This is a genomic window from Pseudomonas mosselii (genome assembly GCF_005796105.1).
Lineage (GTDB): Bacteria > Pseudomonadota > Gammaproteobacteria > Pseudomonadales > Pseudomonadaceae > Aquipseudomonas > Aquipseudomonas mosselii_C.
The window spans coordinates 200,991-216,958 of sequence record NZ_VAUO01000008.1; the positions used below are offsets into that span (position 1 = coordinate 200,991).

Genomic DNA, 15,968 nt, shown 5'->3' on the forward strand with positions numbered 1-15,968 from the left:
TTGCACACAAAACCCCGGGCCTGTCCCGGGGTTTTTGCTTTTGCCAGAGCGGGCTACTAGGGTATAACGCGCAGCGTTGTCATCAAGGCTAGAGGACGTGAACCGTGGAAGAAGTGATCGAACAACTCCGAGAAGCAAGCGAGCCGGTACCGGTACCGCTCGAACTTCCCGATGAAGATCAACTGGTCGAAATCGAAGAACAGCTGTTCATCAACATTCCTTTCGTATTCAAGGAATACCTGCTCACTGTCAGCGATGTCGTCTATGGCAGCTTGGAGCCGGTGACCGTTACAGACCCACAATCGCATACCTACCTGCCAGACGTGGCCGCCAACGCCTGGGATGCCGGCGTACCGCGCGACCTCATCCCGCTCTGCCAGGACGGCGACGACTACTATTGCGTGGAAGAAGACGGCACCGTGGTGCTGTGGTCCGGCGATGAAGAAATCGTCACCGAGGAGAGCTGGGAATCGGTTTGGCACTGGGCCCGGGACGTCTGGCTGGAAAGCTGAATGAGCATTATCCGCATAAAATAGTAGCCCATGGCCACCAACTGCGTAAAATCGCCAGGCTTTCTGCGCCTGGCGACATCGCTACCGCTCCATCCCCTCGGACGACGATGAAATCTTGCGCAGAAAGCGCTCGTTACGCTCAATGCGAATGATCGCGGTGGTTCTCCAGCGTCTCCAGCAAGGCAATCTGCATGCGTGTATGCACGCGGATGAACCAGCGCCATAGCAGGGCTACCACCCCCGCCGCCACCACCACGATGATCAGCAGCAGCTCGCTGGTCGGCAAGATGCTCGCCGACAGCGCCGCCAGCAGCAGGAAGATCACCAACAGCGACAACAGCGGAATCACCTCGGCGATCACCCGGCGCACACGCTGGGTATGACGCCCGGCCATCTCCGGCTTGACGCCCATTTCCGCCAGCAGCATCGACAGTGCCTTGAGCTTGCGGTACGCCGCGATCAGGAACGGCAGCGACAGCAGCAGCGCCGCGCCCCAGATCAGCGCCTTCTGCTGGCCGACGTCGACCACCCATTCACTCAGCCAAGCCGCGATGCGCCCGGCAAAGTAGCCGCCGCTGAAGAAGATTGCGATCACCAGCGCGAGATTGACCCCCACCTGCAACAGGATGCGCCGGATCATCGCCGCCAGCATGGCACCTTCACCCTGGGGCTGGATGCTGCGCAGCCATTCGCCGTACAACGACAGTACCCGGGACAGACGACTAGGGACGACCTTACCTAGGCGAATCGACAGCGGATCCGCCGCGCGGATCAGGTACGGCGTCAACAAGGTGGTGATGGCCGACACTGCGACGGCAACCGGGTAGAGGAAGTCGCTGGTGACCTGCAAGGTCATGCCCAGCGCCGCGATGATGAACGAAAATTCGCCAATCTGTGAAAGCCCCATGCCGACGCGCAGCGAGGTGCGTCCATCGTTGCCGGCAATGAACGCGCCCATGCCGCACGAGAGCATCTTGCCTAGCACCACGGCCAGGGTGATCACCATGATCGGCCAGGCATACTCGATCAGAATCGCAGGGTCGATCATCAGGCCGATGGCGACGAAGAAAATGGCACTGAACAGGTCGCGAACCGGCTCGATCAAACGTTCGATCTTCAGCAGCTCGCGCGATTCGGCCATGATCGCGCCGATCAGGAAGGCGCCCAGCACCATGCTGTACTCGAGCTTGACCACCAGCAGGCAGAAACCGAAGCACAGCCCCAGCACGGTGATCAGCAGCATCTCGTTGCTTTCGAACTTGGCCACATAGGCCAACAAGCGTGGCACCAGCAGAATACCGATCACCAGCGCGACGATCATGAACAGCGATAGCTTGCCCACGGTGGAGAACACTTCACCCGAACTCACCGTGCCGCTGACGGCGATACCCGACAGCAGCGCGATGATGCCAATGCCGAGGATGTCCTCGACGATCAATACCCCGAAGATCAGCTGGGCGAAGCGCTCGTTCTTCATCTTCAGGTCATTGAGCGCCTTGACGATGATGGTGGTCGAAGAGATCGCCAGGATCGCGCCGAGGAACAGCGAGTCCATGGTGCTCCAGCCGAACCAGCGGCCGATCTCGAAGCCGATCCAGATCATCAGGACGATTTCCAGGAACGCCGCGATGAACGCCGTGGCGCCCACCTTGAACAACTTGCGCAGGCTGAATTCCAGGCCCAGGCAGAACATCAGGAAGATCACGCCCAGTTCGGCGAGGGTCTTGATCGTGTCCTCATCATGGATAAGCCCGAAAGGTGGGGTGTGCGGGCCAATGATGAAGCCAGCGACGATATAGCCCAGCACCACTGGCTGCTTGAGACGATGGAAGAGAATGGTCACCACCCCGGCGACCAGCATGATCACCGCCAGGTCCTGGATGAAGCTGATGGCATGCATGGCGTGAATACTCCTTGTCTCGATGCACGGGCCGACCACTCCTCTGCCAGATCGCTCTGAAACTGGAAGCAGACACATACTGTAGTGATAGGTGGAAAAGCCCACGTTGCATGGGTGCTGTCAGGTTAACATTGCGTCTCGCTGCACATTGCCTGTGCAATATGCGGAAACAGATCGGCAGATCCAGCGCCGCTGGTGGCAAGATCGGCGTGACGACGGCGCGTCAGGCGACGTCCCGTAACAGGATGGGAAACCTCAAAGAGGGGAACAGAAGTGTCAGCAGATACCCGCCCCGTTTCAGCGCAACCTCACCGTGAGCTCACTATGGAACCTGGAAACGCCCAGTTGTCGATGACTGTCCTGATGACCCCGGACATGGCCAACTTCTCTGGCAACGTACATGGCGGCACCCTGCTCAAGTATCTCGATGAAGTTGCCTACGCTTGCGCGAGCCGCTATGCCGGCAGCTACTGCGTGACCCTGTCGGTGGACCAGGTGATCTTCCGCGAGCCCGTGCACGTGGGCGAGCTGGTGACATTCCTGGCCTCGGTCAACTACACCGGCAATACGTCGATGGAAGTAGGCATCAAGGTGGTGACCGAGAATATCCGCGAGCGCTCGGTACGCCATTCCAACAGTTGCTTCTTTACCATGGTCGCGGTGGACGATAACCGCCGCCCGGTGCAGGTCCCTCCCCGCCAGCCCGAAACCGCCGAAGAGAAGCGCCGCTTCCTGCAAGGCCAGCAGCGCCGCCAGATCCGCCAGGAACTGGAGCAGCGCTACCAGAACCTGAAGGCCGATTCGATCTGATCGGCAACACCACTCGTTGGCTTAACACGGTCTTTGTAGGAGTTCACCCAGCCCTGCCGGGCTGCGCTGTCGTGCAGAGAACTGATTTCGCAAGCGCGCCGCGTACCCTGTGGGAGCGGGCTTGCCCGCGAAGCAGGCGACTCGGTGTATGGCACCGGCTTCGCCGGTGTTCGCGGGCAAGCCCGCTCCCACAGGTACCTGCTAAATCAAAAAGTTATGTGTAGTTCTATGAGAGCGGCCTTGCGCCGCGATGGGCTAGGCCCCGGCAAGGCCGCTCCTACAGTGCGCGCCACCTCGGCTCAGAGGTTGATCCGCTGCGCCTCGAAGCGCACCCGCGGATGGGCGATACGGTCCTGGGCCCGCACCGGCTGCAACTCGTAGCTGGCGCAGGCCTGGGTTTCGAGCAGCACCTCATGCACGGCAGCTGCCGTGAACTCGAAGGCCTGCACCCAGTCATCGCCCAGCAGCACGCGGGCCAGGAACAGGCCCGAGGTCAGATCGCCAACGCCCACTGGCTGGCGCGGGAAGGCCAGCAGCGGCCTGCGCAGGTGCCAGCTGCCTTGGGCGCTCACCAGCAACATCTCGAACGCATCCTGCGCACGACCGGGGTAGTTCAGGTGCTTGACCAGCACCACCTTTGGTCCACGGGCCAGTAGGCTGCGGGCCATACCCACGCAGTCCGCCAGCGACTCGGCGCGGCGGCCACAAAAGCTGTCCAGCTCCAGTTGGTTGGGGCAGAGGATATCGGCCTGTGCCACGGCCTCGTAGAGCAGGAAGTCGCTGACCTCGGCCGGAACCACGCAACCCTTCTCGGCATGCCCCATCACCGGATCGCACAGGTACAGCGCCTTGGGGTTGGCGGCCTTGATCCGCGCCACCCCAGCCAGGATCGCCCGGCCCTGCTCGGCACTGCCCAGGTACCCCGACAGCACGGCGTCACAGTTGCCCAACTCGCCGATATTGCAAATGCCTTCCACCAACGCAGGAATTTGCGCTGGGGCGAGCACTTCTCCGGCCCACTGTCCATACTGAGTGTGGTTGGAGAACTGTACGGTGTTGAGCGGCCAGACATTGACCCCCACCCGCTGCATGGGAAACACCGCGGCGCTGTTGCCGGCGTGCCCGAAGACGACGTGGGACTGGATGGCGAGCAGGTGCGGCGTACGTTTCATGCAGGAAGTTTCCGAAACCATGTGAAAAATGTGCGGCCCGCAGTATGAACCCGAATGCCATCTGTACGACAGGCCAGAGACGCAGTTAAGCTGGATCGACCTGTCTGGAGCGAACGCAAATGCTGACCCTGGAAAACCTTTTCGTCCTGATGCTGGTGGCGACCGCAGGCGCCTGGCTGTGGCACAACCATGGGCTGCGCGAAAAGGCCCTGGCGCGGGTCAAGCAACATTGCGCCAAGCTCGACCTGGAACTGCTCGACGACGCGGTGGCGCTCAAGCGCATCGGCTTCGTGCGTGACGCTAACGGCAAGAAACGCCTGGCGCGCATCTACAACTTCGAGTTCACGGTCACCGGCGAGCAGCGCCACCCCGGCACGGTCACCCAGTTCGGGGCACACACCCTGCACATCGAGCTGGCTCCCTACCCGTTCGAGATCAAGACCCCACCACGTACCGACAATGTGATCGAGATGCAGCAGTGGCGCCAGGAACATAACCGCTGGCGCAACTGATCAGCTGTGCAGCCTGCACGCTGCCAGCCCCGCTTGCAGGTCTGCCAAAGGCTGTGGCGCATCGAAGATCAGCTCCAGGCGTGAATCCTTGCGCCATTCGCTCGGCTGCCACTGCACATCGGCACCCGCGAGGGTGTTGAACGACTGCCACCCGCCCGGACTGTGGATAACCCCCTTGGCACGCTGCCACGCCCAGTGATGCAGAAAGCGTTGTAGGTGCGCCAGATCGAAGCGCTGCGTCGGGTGCCAGCGCCAACCGACACTCCAGCCGCCCTCGCCTGCCTGCGCCTGGCAAATTGGCTGGGTGGGGTCTGTCCACAATGCAGCCGGGACGATAGGTGAGTTGTCCACAGGCAGCCTGGAAAGCGCGGCTGTACGCTCGCCGACGGTGGAAAAACCTGGCAGCAGATTCAGCGGCAAAGTACCTTGGGTAGTCCAAAACGCCCGAATGTCCGGCAAGGCCTTGGTTATCAACAGGCGATGCGCGTCGTCCACAGAGTCCGACTTGTTGAATACCAGCAGCGCAGTCATTGCCAATGCCGCTTGCTGAGCCTGCGCCAGACGCTCACCGCGCGCCAGCGCTTGAGCGTCCAGCACCATCAGCAGAGGCTGCACAGCCAACACTCCCGCCCAAGGCGACTGCCCCAGCTGCTGCAACAGTTGAAGCGGATGGCCGAGCCCCGAGGGCTCGATGAACACCCGGTTCGGTCGGGCTTTGCGCAGTAGTCGACCCAAGCCGACCTGAAAGGGCATGCCGTTTACACAACACAGGCAACCACCGGCCACCTCGCCGATGGCGATACCGTCGTCATCGCACGCCAGCAAGGCAGCATCCAGACCAACCTGGCCGAACTCGTTGACCAGCACCGCCCAGCGCTCGCTGGCCGGGCGTTGTGCCAACAGGTGGCGAATCAGGCTGGTCTTGCCGGCGCCCAGGGGCCCGGCGATCACGTGGGTGGGAATGTTCTGCAACATCGTCAGGTGGCACCTTGTAAGAGCGACGGCGTGCCCGCGATAGGAGCATTGAACGCGTCGCGGAGCAAGCCACGGCTGTCCCCTCAGCCCAACCAATCCAAGCTCAACAACAAACGGCGTTGGCCAACAGGGGTCAGCGGGGACCGGTGGATAAGCCCCCGGCCCTCGTTGCCTTGCCACTTCTCACCCTTGAGCAATGCCACCTCGCCAGTCAACAGACGCTGAATGTTATCCACAGGCGGCGGAGCGCTGAGCAGGCGTCGTCGATCGATCATGCCCTCTTCAAGCCATTCGCTCCCCGCACCGCTGTAGGTGGTCAACAATCGCAGCGGCACATGGTCCACGTGAAAACGTGGGCACATGGCGCCGTCCAGCACCCGCAGGCGCAAGCCAATGCGGCGGGCCCCCAGCAGGCAGGTGTACGCCGCCACCAGCCACTCGACGTCGGCGACGAATCCTGCATAGCCATGCAGGTCGGCCGCCTCACGCAGCAAGCCCTCAAGGCGAGGCGGCTGTTGCTCGTCCACATCGATTTCTCGCTCGTCGGCCAGCGCCTGGCCCAGGCTGAGCACCAGCGCAGCGAAATCCTCGACTTGGGCCGGCAACTGCCGCTGCCAGATGGCCAAATTGACGTCGTCGCGCAAAATATCGGTCATCACCTGCGCCGAAGTCGCCATCACCTGGCAGATATCCACAGACTTGGGCGCCAACCTCACGCTGCCATCTCCTCGATCCAGGGACCGAACGGGTCCGCCAAGCCCCGCCAGGCCATCGGACCGAGAGCCATTTCCTCGTCGCTGAGCAAACAGGCTTCCAGCGCTGTGGATAATTTTTCGAAGTCGATGTTCTGCCCGATGAACACCAGCTCCTGCCGGCAATCACCGCTCTCGGCGGACCAGTGCTTGAGGATTTCTACGGTGTCGGCCTCATCCTGTGGCCACTGCTCCCGTGGCACGAACCGCCACCAACGCCCGGCCAGGCCATGGCGCATCATGCCGCCAGCCTGCGACCAACTCCCAGCCTCCTGGTACTTGCTGGCCAGCCAGAAGAATCCCTTGGAGCGCAGCAGCCGACCGTTGCTCCACGGCTTGTGGATAAAGTCGAAGAAGCGCTGCGGATGCAGGGGACGACGGGCCTGCCAGGTGGTAGCGGCAATGCCGTACTCCTCGGTCTCCGGGAGGTGCGTGCCGCGCAACTCCTGAAGCCACCCCGGCGCCTGGGCAGCCTGCTCGAAGTCGAACAGACCGGTGTCGAGGATGCGCGACAAAGCCACCTGACCCATCACCATCGGAACGATCTGCGCTCGAGGGTTGAGGCGACGCAGGATAGCCATGAGTTCTTCACGCTCAGCTTGGCTGATCAAGTCGATCTTGCTCAGCAACAACACATCGGCGAACTCTACCTGCTCGATCAACAAGTCGCTGATCGAACGCTCGTCCTCCTCGCCCAAGGTTTCACCGCGGCTCGCCAAGCTGTCGGCCGCCTGATAATCGTTCAGGAAGTTCAGGCCATCGACCACCGTGACCATCGTGTCCAAGCGCGCCATGTCCGATAGGCTGCGACCTTGCTCGTCACGGAAGGTGAACGTCTCGGCCACCGGCAGCGGCTCGGAAATACCGGTCGATTCGATCAGCAGGTAATCGAAGCGGCCCTCGCGTGCCAAGCGTGCCACCTCTTCCAGCAGGTCTTCGCGCAAGGTGCAGCAGATGCAGCCGTTGCTCATCTCCACCAGCTTCTCTTCAGCGCGGTTCAAACTGACGTTGCGCTGCACCTCGCTGGCATCGATGTTGATTTCGCTCATGTCATTGACGATCACCGCGACGCGCAAGTCGTCGCGGTTACGCAGGACATGGTTGAGCAATGTGCTCTTGCCGGCACCGAGGAAGCCGGAAAGTACGGTGACAGGTAAGCGGTTGGGCATGGCGGACCTCATCGGGCAGGTGCATTCGAAACGATGCGTTGCACAATGTTATAGTATAACAATACACTTTGGCCAAGCCGTTCCCACCGAACGGTTGTCTGGAGAGCGTCATCGATGAAATTGTCCTGTGCCTTGGCACTGCTGGCCGCACTGCCGCTGCCCTTATTCGCCATGCCCCGCACCGACCTGGCGCTGTGCACGCGCAGCGCGACCCTACTCGCCTGCCAGGACCACAAAGGCAATTACTACAGCGTGCGTACCGAAGGCAGCACCTTCTACCTGCGCGGCTACGAGCAGGCCAGCAAGCGCCTGTGGGCACAGACCAACAGCCGCTATGGCGCGTTGACCTTCTTCACCGGCCTGGCCAGCGACGGCGAGGCCTGGGTCGGGTACAGCCGGCGCATCGGCTGGACCACGCTCAACCGTGTATCCAGCTCCAGCGGCCAGCGCTTCGATCTTCATTGCAGCCTCATCGGCGGTTGCCGCTGAAATTACCTTCCAGGATGTATGCCATGACCCACTTCACCCTCCCTGATATCGCCGCACAAAGCAGCGAGCAATCCCTGCCCCTGGATTGGGTGGGGATGTGCGGTATCGCCCTGCCCGTACAGTTCGAAGGACGACACCTGAACGCATACGCCGACGCCGGCGTCAGCCTGGATGAGGGCAGTGCCCGCGGCATTCATATGTCGCGGTTGTACCTGGCACTGGAACGGCTGGAACAGCAAGCCTTGAGCAGGCCGTTGCTACATCAGGTGCTGGAGTGTTTTCTGGCCAGCCACGAAGGCCTTGCAAGACGCGCCTACCTGCGCCTGCGGTTCGCTCACATGCTCAAACGCGCCGCACTGGTCAGCCCGCTGGCCGGCTGGAAGCAGTATCCGGTCAGCCTCGATGCACGCCTGGAACACGAAATGTTCCACGTGGAACTATCCGTAGACATCCCCTACTCCTCCACCTGCCCCTGTTCGGCGGCCCTCGCCCGGCAACTGATTCAGGCGCAATTCGAGCGGGACTTCACGGCCACCACACTGGAGCGGCACCGCGTACACCAATGGCTGGGCAGCAGCACCGGCATCGTCGCCACACCCCACAGCCAGCGCAGCTTGGCCAAGCTACAGGTGCGTCTCGACGCCGATGAGTTTCGGCTCACCGAGCTGATTGACCAGGCTGAAGCTGCTCTCGGCACTGCGGTGCAGACGGCAGTAAAACGCGCGGACGAGCAGGCATTCGCCTTGGCCAACGGCCAAAACCTGATGTTCTGTGAGGATGCGGCGCGGCGCCTGCACCTGGCCTTGCGCCAGGCGGATGGGGTCAGCGGATTCCGGCTGCGCGTGGAGCATGCAGAGAGCCTGCATGCCCACGACGCGGTGGCCACCAGTCAGTGGCGCTGGTAATCAGGTGCGCGGCTTCACGCTACCGCAATCACTGCCCAGCCAGACCGCCCGGGTGTCCATGCTGCCCTGCTGTTGCACACCAGAGGCATTGAAGGTGCCGTTCACCTTGGTCAGGAATTCACGGTCGCTGAGGAAGGTCGCCTGCCCCTGTCCCTGAGCCTTGGGGCAGCTGAACTGGAACTTCCACACATTACCCGTGCGTTCGGTAATCTTCTGAGTGCAGCCGGACTGGGGATCCTGCAGCGGGATGTCATCGGTCTTGACCTGCTCCGGTGTCAGGCACGAGCGCACGCCCTTGCCGGCCACGGTGATGCCTTGCTTGGCCAGCACACCCTCCATCATCGCCCGTTGCTCGGGCGGCAGGTTCTTCAGCTGGCCTAGCATGAACTCCATGTCCGGCAGCGGCTTGCCATCGACCTGCATGTTGCTGGTGGTCAGCTCCCACAAGCCGGGTTGCAACATCTGCGCGTGCACCAACGGGCTACCTAATCCCAGGATCAGGGCAAGCAGTGGCAGACGATTCTTCATGGATCAACGCTCCTCGAAATACCGGCACTGGCCGGACTGTGCCGTTAGACGTCATTTTAGCCCGCGGGTTGCAGCCACCCCCATGAACGTGATCTGTTAGGCAGCAGTACTCTCGGCAAGCAGGATGCGTATGGATTACCACAGCCCCTACTTCTTCGGTTACGTGCTCGGCCTGATCCATCTCATCGGCATCATCGCGGCCTTGCACGCGGTGTTCACCGTGCGTACTGCCCAAGGCGCGATCGCCTGGGCAATGCCACTGTTCTTCATTCCCTATCTGGCGCTGATCCCATATCTGGTCTTCGGCGCCCGTTCGTTCTATGCGTATATCCAGGCGCGACGTCAGGCCAACCAGGAAATGCACGTGGCTATGGCCAGCCTCAACTGGCGGCCTTGGGTCGAGGAGGCCCTGACCGCTCGCGAGTCGGACAGCTATGCGGCGCTGCGCGCGATGCCCAAGCTGGGGCGCATGCCATGCCTGGCCAACAACCAGGTCAAGCTGCTGATCGATGGCAAGGCCACCTTCGAGGCGATCTTCGCCGCCATTGAGCATGCCCACGACACGGTACTGGTGCAGTTTTTCATCATCCATGACGACGTACTTGGCCAGCAGTTACAGCAGCTGTTGCTGCGCAAGGCCGCCGAAGGGGTGCGGGTGTACGTGCTGTACGACCGGGTCGGCAGCCATGCCCTGCCCGCGCGCTACAGCCAGACCCTGCGCGACGGCGGCGTGCAGATCCAGGCGTTCGCCACGCGCCGAGGCTGGTTCAACCGCTTTCAGGTCAACTTCCGCAACCATCGCAAGATCGTGGTGGTAGATGGCCTGACAGGATTTCTGGGTGGGCATAATGTGGGTGACGAGTACTTGGGGGGCCACCCACAGCTATCGCCTTGGCGCGACACGCATGTTCAGATCAGCGGTCCGGTGCTGGCCTGTTTGCAGGAGTCGTTCGCCGAAGACTGGTATTGGGCCACGCGTCAGTTGCCACCGCTGATCCTCCCCGACACATACCCTGAGGATGGCGTCCTCTGCCAGGCCCTGGCCAGCGGCCCGGCCGACCCACAGGAGACCTGCGCGCTGTTCTTCCTCGAAGCCATTCACTCGGCCTCCCACCGGGTATGGATCACCAGTCCCTACTTCATCCCCGACGAGGCGGTTTTCGCCGCCCTGCGCCTGGCAGTGCTACGCGGCGTGGATGTGCGCATCCTGATCCCCTCGCGGCCCGATCATCGCATCGTCTACGCCGCGTCCAGCCTGTTCGCCTTCGAGGCGGTACGTGCGGGAGTGCGGATGTTCAGGTATCAGCCGGGTTTCCTGCACCAGAAAGTGGTACTGGTGGACGACGAAGTCAGCGCCATTGGCAGCGCCAACCTGGATAACCGCTCCTTCCGCCTGAATTTCGAGATCACCCTGCTGACCATCGACCGCGCCTTCGCCGATCAGGTCGAGCAGATGCTGCTGCATGACTTCGAGCACGCCAGGGAGATCAGCGCCGAAGACAGTCGCGACACCCATCGCTTGCAACAACTGGGCATGCGTATCGCGCGGCTGATTTCACCGATCCTGTAAGCCTGCGCCGGCCCCGCGCAGGGGCCCGGCAGCGCCCAGGCGATCAGCGATAAAGGTCCTCACGGGTCCACGGTAGGTCATGCCGACCGTCAGCGAACGGCTTCACCGCGAGGATCTGATGCAGGTTGATCCAGCCCTTGGTAAAGGCATAGGCGCAACCGGCCAGGTACAGTCGCCAGATCCGCAAGGTCTTTTCCGGCACCAATGCAGCAGCGCGCTGCAACTGGTTCTCCAGGTTCTCGCTCCAGTGGTTGAGCGTCTTGGCGTAGTGCAGGCGCAGGCTCTCCACATCCACCACCTCCAGGCCTGTCTCGCAGATGCTCGCGGTGATCATCGACAGATGCGGCAACTCCCCATGGGGGAAGACGTAACGGTCGATGAACTCGCCCGCACCACGGCCCACCGGACGGCCATCGATGTGCTTGGCAGTGATGCCGTGGTTCATCACCAAGCCCCCTTCGCGCACCGCACCGAACAGGCGCTGGCAATACAGTGCCAGGTTGGCATGGCCGACGTGCTCGAACATCCCGACGCTGACGACTTTATCGAAGCGGCCGTCCTGCGGCAGGTCGCGGTAATCGAGGATCTGCAAGTCGACCTTGTTGGCCAATCCTTCGTCCTTCACCCGTTGCCGCGCTAGTTTCAGTTGCTCCTTGCTCAAGGTGATGCCGAACACCTTGGCGCCGTACTCGCGGGCAGCGAAGCGCGAAAGGCCGCCCCAGCCGCAGCCGACATCCAGCAGGTAGTCGCCGTCTTGCAGGCGCAGCTTGCGGCACAGGTGGTCGAACTTGTCCTGTTGGGCTTGGGCCAGGGTATTGTCGGGCGCCTTGAAGTAGGCGCAGGAATAGACCATGTCCGGGTCCAGCCATAGCTGGTAGAACGCATTGGAAAGGTCGTAGTGGTAGGAAATCGCCTCAGCGTCCGTGCGCTTGTCGTGAGCGGTGCGCACCGGCAGTACGTCCTGTTCGTCCTTGAGCAGTGCTTCACTGAGTTCGTCGCAGACGCGAATGACCTCGCCGATATCCCCCTCAAGCTCAAGCTTGCCTTCAACGAACGCCGAGCCAAGCTCGTCCAGGTTAGGGTGCGTGAGCTGGCTGATCAGTTGGGGCTCCTTGACCAGTATGGTGACCTGCGGGCTTGGCCCAAGATCGAACTGATTGCCATCCCATAGCTTCACGCGCAAAGGCAAGTGCAGGCTCTGCAACGCAGGTGGAAGTTGCGCAAGCATTCATGACCCTCCCTTCATTCTGGACAGGACATCGCAGCGTTACTGTTGCGACGCCATCGGATGAGGGTAGTTCATTCGTACGAAGTTTCCGGTCATCACGACCGTGCTGCGCAGGGCCTGGAACGCTTGGCCAGCAGATTGTATGCAGCTTATCCCGCTCGGACTGACCTTGCCCACTGCACTGTCTCACATCCCAGTCGCCACCGGCTCAGAAGCCCTGCACCAGGCGGCGATGGGTGTGGATAGGATGGCGATGCAGATCTGATCCTCTGACGCCGGCCAACATGGGCACGTCGGTGTAAACTGCCGGCGTGCCCGCGTTCTTATTGGCCTTTCACGCCGCCCCGCTGGTGAACCTCGACGCCAGGAACGGCGTGATATCCAGCGGCAACGCCTCATTGTGGATAACTTTGTCCAGCACGACCCCAGTGATCGCCGAGGTCAGAATGCCGGTACGGAAGTGTCCACAGGCATTGAAGTAGCCCGCGACATTATCCACAGGTCCGAGGATCGGCAGCTCGTCCGGCGATCCCGGCCGCAAACCGGCCCAGGTGCGTTTAAGGTTCACCTGCGCCAGCTGAGGCACACAGCGCACGGCACCCTGCACCAACGCACTGATTTCGGGGAAGGTGTTGCTGACATCGAAGCCCTTCTCCTCGGTAGTGCTGCCGATCAGGATTTCACCGTTGTCCTTCTGCGCCATGTAGCAGTCACTGGTGGTGATGCAGCCTTCAAGCAACTTGGGCAGCCGTTCGGTCAGGACGATCTGCCCTTTCACCGGCTTGACCGGAATGCTCTGCCCGGTCGCCCATTCGCTGAGTTGCGCCGCCCAGGCGCCAGCAGCATTGATCAGCGTATCGCAGTGAAACTCGCCCGCCTGCTCGGTGCACACGCCCTGGATACGCCCGCCCTGATGCAGCACGCCACTGACATCAACGTTGGGGTATAGATCGACACCGTTCTGCCGCGCCGCTTCGAGAAACGCATCGCCCAGGCGAAATGGGCTGACCTGGTGATCGCACAGGAACTCCAGAGCGCCATTGGCCCGCAACGTGACAGCAGGTTCCGCCGCGCGCAGGGCCGCCCGGTCGAGCCAGCGCACCTGATCGGCCAGGTGGGGAATTTGCCGCACGATATGCTCGGCGTAGCATTGATCCTCTTCGTCCTGGAGGATGTACTTGAGCCCGGTACGTTCGAACTTGAAGTCCATGCCGTGACGCTCGATCAGTTCGCGATGCAGCTGTGGATACATCGCATTGGACTGCAACGCAAAATCGAAGAAACAGTCCGGCAGGATATGCGGCGTGCTTGCATCGACCACCACCGCTGCACCGTTGGCCTCGCGCTTGCTGAGCGAGGACATCATGCGAAAGAAAATCACCCCGCAGCCAAGCCCCACTGATTCACCAATGGCCCACAATCCGCCCGCCGACGCACGGGTCGCGTTGCCTGGACGCTTGCTGTCGATCAGCGCGATACGCAAATTGCCGCGCTTGGACAGCTGGTAGGCGCAAGAGGCGCCAATTACACCGCCGCCAGCGATGATGATGTCATAGTGTCTGGTCATGTTCAGGCCTCCGTGCCTAGTGCTTCGAATGCCGAGAGCGGGATGGGGTCGACCGGGAAACGCGGGCGCAGCCAGCCTACGTCCTGGCGCCCGGTGGCGCTGCGCAACCGATCGCTGCAATAGCCCACGCACATACGCCCCTGGCAATCGCCCATGCTCACCCGTGTGCGCATTTTCAAGCTAGCCATGTCTTGCACACCCTGCTCCAGCGCCTGGTCGATCTGCTGGCGGGTGACGTGCTCGCAGCGGCAAATCACCGTGTCAGGCTGTGGCAGTTCGAGCTGTGCGGTGCCGCGCGCGGTGTAGCGCTCGACACCCGAGCGAAAGCGCATGATCGCCGCCAGCTTGCCCAGGTAGCGCTCACGCTTGTCGAGGGCCTGCTCGGCATCCAGCGTGCCCCTCTGGTGGAGCATCGATACGGCGGCAATCCGCCCAGTCAGCATGGCGGCCTCGCCGCCACGGATACCGGCCATGTCGCCGGCCAGGTGAATGTTCGGCTGGCTGCTCTGTTGCCAGACCGAACACTCCGGGCGCAGGTATCCCTCTTCGCTGAACCCATGGGCAAGGCCCAGTTGCTGGCTCAGTTGGGTACGCGGTATGAAGCCGTAGCCCACCGCGAGGGTCTGCACCACCTCACGTTGCACGCGGCTCATGTCCGGTTGCCAGTCGGTGCCATACGGCGCCACGCTGACCTCGCGCAGCTCGTTGTAACCGCCTGCGCCGACCACGCCCCAGCCGTAGTGCATGGGGATACCGTTGAGCTTCAGGTAGGCCAGCATGCTCAGGCCGTCGAGGAACAATTGGGGCTTGTTCATCAGTGCCAGGCTTTCACGCGCGATACGATTGAACGCGCAGGCCTCGTACACCCCGGCCACCTTGGCACCAGCGGCGTGAAGCTGACAGGCCACCAGCGCCAGCAAAGGGCCGGTACCAGCAATCAGGGTGCGCCCAAGCGGCTTGACCACACCGCTCTTGACCTGCAGTTGCAGCCCACCGAGCAACATCACGCCCGGCAAGGTCCAGCCGGGGAACGGCACGTTACGTTCATGACAACCGGCCGCCAGCAGCAAGGCGTCGTAGTCGATCGCATGCAGCTGTTCATCGGCATCGAGCACCATCAGCCGCTGTCCGTCCCCCCCGACGACGCGATGGTTCAAGCGCAGCTCGATGTGCTCGGCACTGGCGGCGAAATCCCCGTGCAGTGCGTTCAGGGCCTTGGCATAACGGGTGCCCAGGTAGCCGAGGTCGACCCCGGCGCGCAGCGGGCCGCGATACACCACACCTCCAGGCCGCGAGGCCTCGTCGAGCAGCAAGCTGCCAACACCGTGCTCAGCCAGTTCGATAGCCGCGCCCATGCCGGCAGCGCCGGCACCGACGATCACGGGACGCAGGCTCATGGCTGCACCTCCCCGCAGACGCGATTGACCAGGGTTTCGACCTGCATGCCCGGCTGCACAAGCGTCTGGCAAGCACGCCGCTTCGGTCGACCGTCGATCTGTACCAGGCAGCAGTGGCACACGCCCATACCGCAAAAAGCACCGTTGCGCTGACCGTGGTCATCACGAGCGACCTGCCGCAGGCCGACGGCATTGAGCACACTGAGCACGGTCTCGCCTGCGGCGGCAACTACTGGGTGGCCATTGAGCAGCAGGGTGATACCGGGGCGCTCAAGGGGCTGAATGTCGTGGAAACGCTCCATTTTCTGCATGACGTTCTCATCCTTGGTGATACACGGACTTGGCAAAGTACGGCAAATGTAATGGCGATCCATTGACCTGTGCCGTGATGGCACTCGCGAAACCTCCCCCGACGCACGCGCATCGAACAAGCATTGACAGCCCCGGCAGCGCTTGATAATAATCCCGCACGTTGTACGACA

16 protein-coding genes are annotated in these 15,968 nt (G+C 62.1%); 6 read left to right on the forward strand and 10 right to left on the reverse strand.

The genetic code is table 11. The features are described 5' to 3' along the window. Positions 1-104 precede the first annotated feature (104 nt). Positions 105-512 carry an SMI1/KNR4 family protein gene (locus FEM01_RS17500; protein ID WP_138220739.1) on the forward strand — a complete coding sequence of 136 codons (408 nt, stop codon included), beginning with the start codon at positions 105-107 and terminating at the stop codon, positions 510-512. 139 nt (positions 513-651) lie between these two features. On the opposite strand, the gene FEM01_RS17505 is transcribed toward FEM01_RS17500, so the two are convergent. Beyond that, positions 652-2,412: a cation:proton antiporter gene (locus FEM01_RS17505; protein WP_138220740.1), complete on the reverse strand. Its 1,761-nt coding sequence runs from the start codon at positions 2,410-2,412 to the stop codon at positions 652-654. Positions 2,413-2,736: 324 nt separating this feature from the next. Between FEM01_RS17505 and FEM01_RS17510 the strand changes: the two genes are divergently transcribed. After that, a complete protein-coding gene (locus FEM01_RS17510; protein ID WP_138220741.1) occupies positions 2,737-3,222 on the forward strand; it encodes an acyl-CoA thioesterase in 486 nt (161 codons plus the stop codon). Positions 3,223-3,521: 299 nt separating this feature from the next. Here the strand turns inward: FEM01_RS17510 and pdxY are convergent, their stop codons facing one another. After that, positions 3,522-4,394: a pyridoxal kinase PdxY gene (gene pdxY / locus FEM01_RS17520; protein WP_138220742.1), complete on the reverse strand. Its 873-nt coding sequence runs from the start codon at positions 4,392-4,394 to the stop codon at positions 3,522-3,524. A gap of 119 nt (positions 4,395-4,513) precedes the next feature. Here pdxY and FEM01_RS17525 point away from each other — a divergent pair, with 119 nt between their 5' ends. Further along, positions 4,514-4,906 carry a DUF3301 domain-containing protein gene (locus tag FEM01_RS17525; protein WP_138220743.1) on the forward strand — a complete coding sequence of 131 codons (393 nt, stop codon included), beginning with the start codon at positions 4,514-4,516 and terminating at the stop codon, positions 4,904-4,906. Here FEM01_RS17525 and FEM01_RS17530 read toward each other — a convergent pair whose 3' ends face one another. The 3 genes from FEM01_RS17530 to zigA form a co-directional block, all read right to left on the reverse strand. Continuing rightward, positions 4,907-5,881, reverse strand: coding sequence for a CobW family GTP-binding protein (locus FEM01_RS17530; RefSeq protein WP_138220744.1), 975 nt, complete (start codon positions 5,879-5,881; stop codon positions 4,907-4,909). It abuts the gene before it with no gap. 83 nt (positions 5,882-5,964) lie between these two features. Then, the gene (locus FEM01_RS17535; RefSeq protein WP_416780980.1) at positions 5,965-6,558 is read right to left on the reverse strand and encodes a DUF1826 domain-containing protein; all 594 of its coding nucleotides are present in this window, start codon (positions 6,556-6,558) and stop codon (positions 5,965-5,967) included. 35 nt (positions 6,559-6,593) lie between these two features. Continuing rightward, positions 6,594-7,802: a zinc metallochaperone GTPase ZigA gene (gene zigA / locus FEM01_RS17540; RefSeq protein ID WP_138220746.1), complete on the reverse strand. Its 1,209-nt coding sequence runs from the start codon at positions 7,800-7,802 to the stop codon at positions 6,594-6,596. Between the two features lie 114 nt (positions 7,803-7,916). Here zigA and FEM01_RS17545 point away from each other — a divergent pair, with 114 nt between their 5' ends. Both FEM01_RS17545 and folE2 read left to right on the forward strand, forming a co-directional pair. Further along, positions 7,917-8,291, forward strand: coding sequence for a glutamine synthetase (locus FEM01_RS17545; RefSeq protein ID WP_138220747.1), 375 nt, complete (start codon positions 7,917-7,919; stop codon positions 8,289-8,291). A 23-nt stretch (positions 8,292-8,314) separates the two neighbouring features. Then, the gene (folE2, locus tag FEM01_RS17550; protein ID WP_138220748.1) at positions 8,315-9,196 is read left to right on the forward strand and encodes a GTP cyclohydrolase FolE2; all 882 of its coding nucleotides are present in this window, start codon (positions 8,315-8,317) and stop codon (positions 9,194-9,196) included. On the opposite strand, the gene FEM01_RS17555 is transcribed toward folE2, so the two are convergent. Beyond that, positions 9,197-9,724, reverse strand: a complete 528-nt coding sequence (locus FEM01_RS17555; protein ID WP_138220749.1) for a DUF3617 domain-containing protein — start codon at positions 9,722-9,724, stop codon at positions 9,197-9,199. 130 nt (positions 9,725-9,854) lie between these two features. Here FEM01_RS17555 and cls point away from each other — a divergent pair, with 130 nt between their 5' ends. Beyond that, positions 9,855-11,294 carry a cardiolipin synthase gene (gene cls / locus FEM01_RS17560; protein WP_138220750.1) on the forward strand — a complete coding sequence of 480 codons (1,440 nt, stop codon included), beginning with the start codon at positions 9,855-9,857 and terminating at the stop codon, positions 11,292-11,294. Positions 11,295-11,337: 43 nt separating this feature from the next. On the opposite strand, the gene cfaB is transcribed toward cls, so the two are convergent. The 4 genes from cfaB to hcnA form a co-directional block, all read right to left on the reverse strand. Further along, on the reverse strand, positions 11,338-12,522 hold the full coding sequence (cfaB, locus tag FEM01_RS17565) for a C17 cyclopropane fatty acid synthase CfaB (protein ID WP_138220751.1): 1,185 nt from the start codon (positions 12,520-12,522) through the stop codon (positions 11,338-11,340). Between the two features lie 334 nt (positions 12,523-12,856). After that, the gene (gene hcnC / locus FEM01_RS17570) at positions 12,857-14,089 is read right to left on the reverse strand and encodes a cyanide-forming glycine dehydrogenase subunit HcnC (protein ID WP_138220752.1); all 1,233 of its coding nucleotides are present in this window, start codon (positions 14,087-14,089) and stop codon (positions 12,857-12,859) included. Between the two features lie 2 nt (positions 14,090-14,091). Continuing rightward, complete coding sequence (hcnB, locus tag FEM01_RS17575) at positions 14,092-15,486, reverse strand: cyanide-forming glycine dehydrogenase subunit HcnB (protein ID WP_138220753.1); 1,395 nt, start codon at positions 15,484-15,486, stop codon at positions 14,092-14,094. Continuing rightward, positions 15,483-15,797, reverse strand: a complete 315-nt coding sequence (gene hcnA, locus FEM01_RS17580) for a cyanide-forming glycine dehydrogenase subunit HcnA (protein ID WP_138220754.1) — start codon at positions 15,795-15,797, stop codon at positions 15,483-15,485. Before hcnA ends, hcnB begins: the two co-directional genes overlap by 4 nt. Positions 15,798-15,968: the final 171 nt, after the last annotated feature.

Bases quoted from the DNA above. Each gene is read 5' to 3' on its own strand.
- cls (WP_138220750.1), top strand. From the start codon at position 9,855: ATGGATTACCACAGCCCCTACTTCTTCGGTTACGTGCTCGGCCTGATC.
- FEM01_RS17545 (WP_138220747.1), top strand. From the start codon at position 7,917: ATGAAATTGTCCTGTGCCTTGGCACTGCTGGCCGCACTGCCGCTGCCC.
- hcnC (WP_138220752.1), bottom strand. From the start codon at position 14,089: ATGACCAGACACTATGACATCATCATCGCTGGCGGCGGTGTAATTGGC.
- FEM01_RS17555 (WP_138220749.1), bottom strand. From the start codon at position 9,724: ATGAAGAATCGTCTGCCACTGCTTGCCCTGATCCTGGGATTAGGTAGC.
- pdxY (WP_138220742.1), bottom strand. From the start codon at position 4,394: ATGAAACGTACGCCGCACCTGCTCGCCATCCAGTCCCACGTCGTCTTC.
- zigA (WP_138220746.1), bottom strand. From the start codon at position 7,802: ATGCCCAACCGCTTACCTGTCACCGTACTTTCCGGCTTCCTCGGTGCC.
- folE2 (WP_138220748.1), top strand. From the start codon at position 8,315: ATGACCCACTTCACCCTCCCTGATATCGCCGCACAAAGCAGCGAGCAA.
- cfaB (WP_138220751.1), bottom strand. From the start codon at position 12,522: ATGCTTGCGCAACTTCCACCTGCGTTGCAGAGCCTGCACTTGCCTTTG.
- FEM01_RS17525 (WP_138220743.1), top strand. From the start codon at position 4,514: ATGCTGACCCTGGAAAACCTTTTCGTCCTGATGCTGGTGGCGACCGCA.
- FEM01_RS17535 (WP_416780980.1), bottom strand. From the start codon at position 6,558: ATGGCGACTTCGGCGCAGGTGATGACCGATATTTTGCGCGACGACGTC.
- hcnA (WP_138220754.1), bottom strand. From the start codon at position 15,797: ATGCAGAAAATGGAGCGTTTCCACGACATTCAGCCCCTTGAGCGCCCC.
- FEM01_RS17530 (WP_138220744.1), bottom strand. From the start codon at position 5,881: ATGTTGCAGAACATTCCCACCCACGTGATCGCCGGGCCCCTGGGCGCC.
- FEM01_RS17505 (WP_138220740.1), bottom strand. From the start codon at position 2,412: ATGCATGCCATCAGCTTCATCCAGGACCTGGCGGTGATCATGCTGGTC.
- FEM01_RS17510 (WP_138220741.1), top strand. From the start codon at position 2,737: ATGGAACCTGGAAACGCCCAGTTGTCGATGACTGTCCTGATGACCCCG.
- hcnB (WP_138220753.1), bottom strand. From the start codon at position 15,486: ATGAGCCTGCGTCCCGTGATCGTCGGTGCCGGCGCTGCCGGCATGGGC.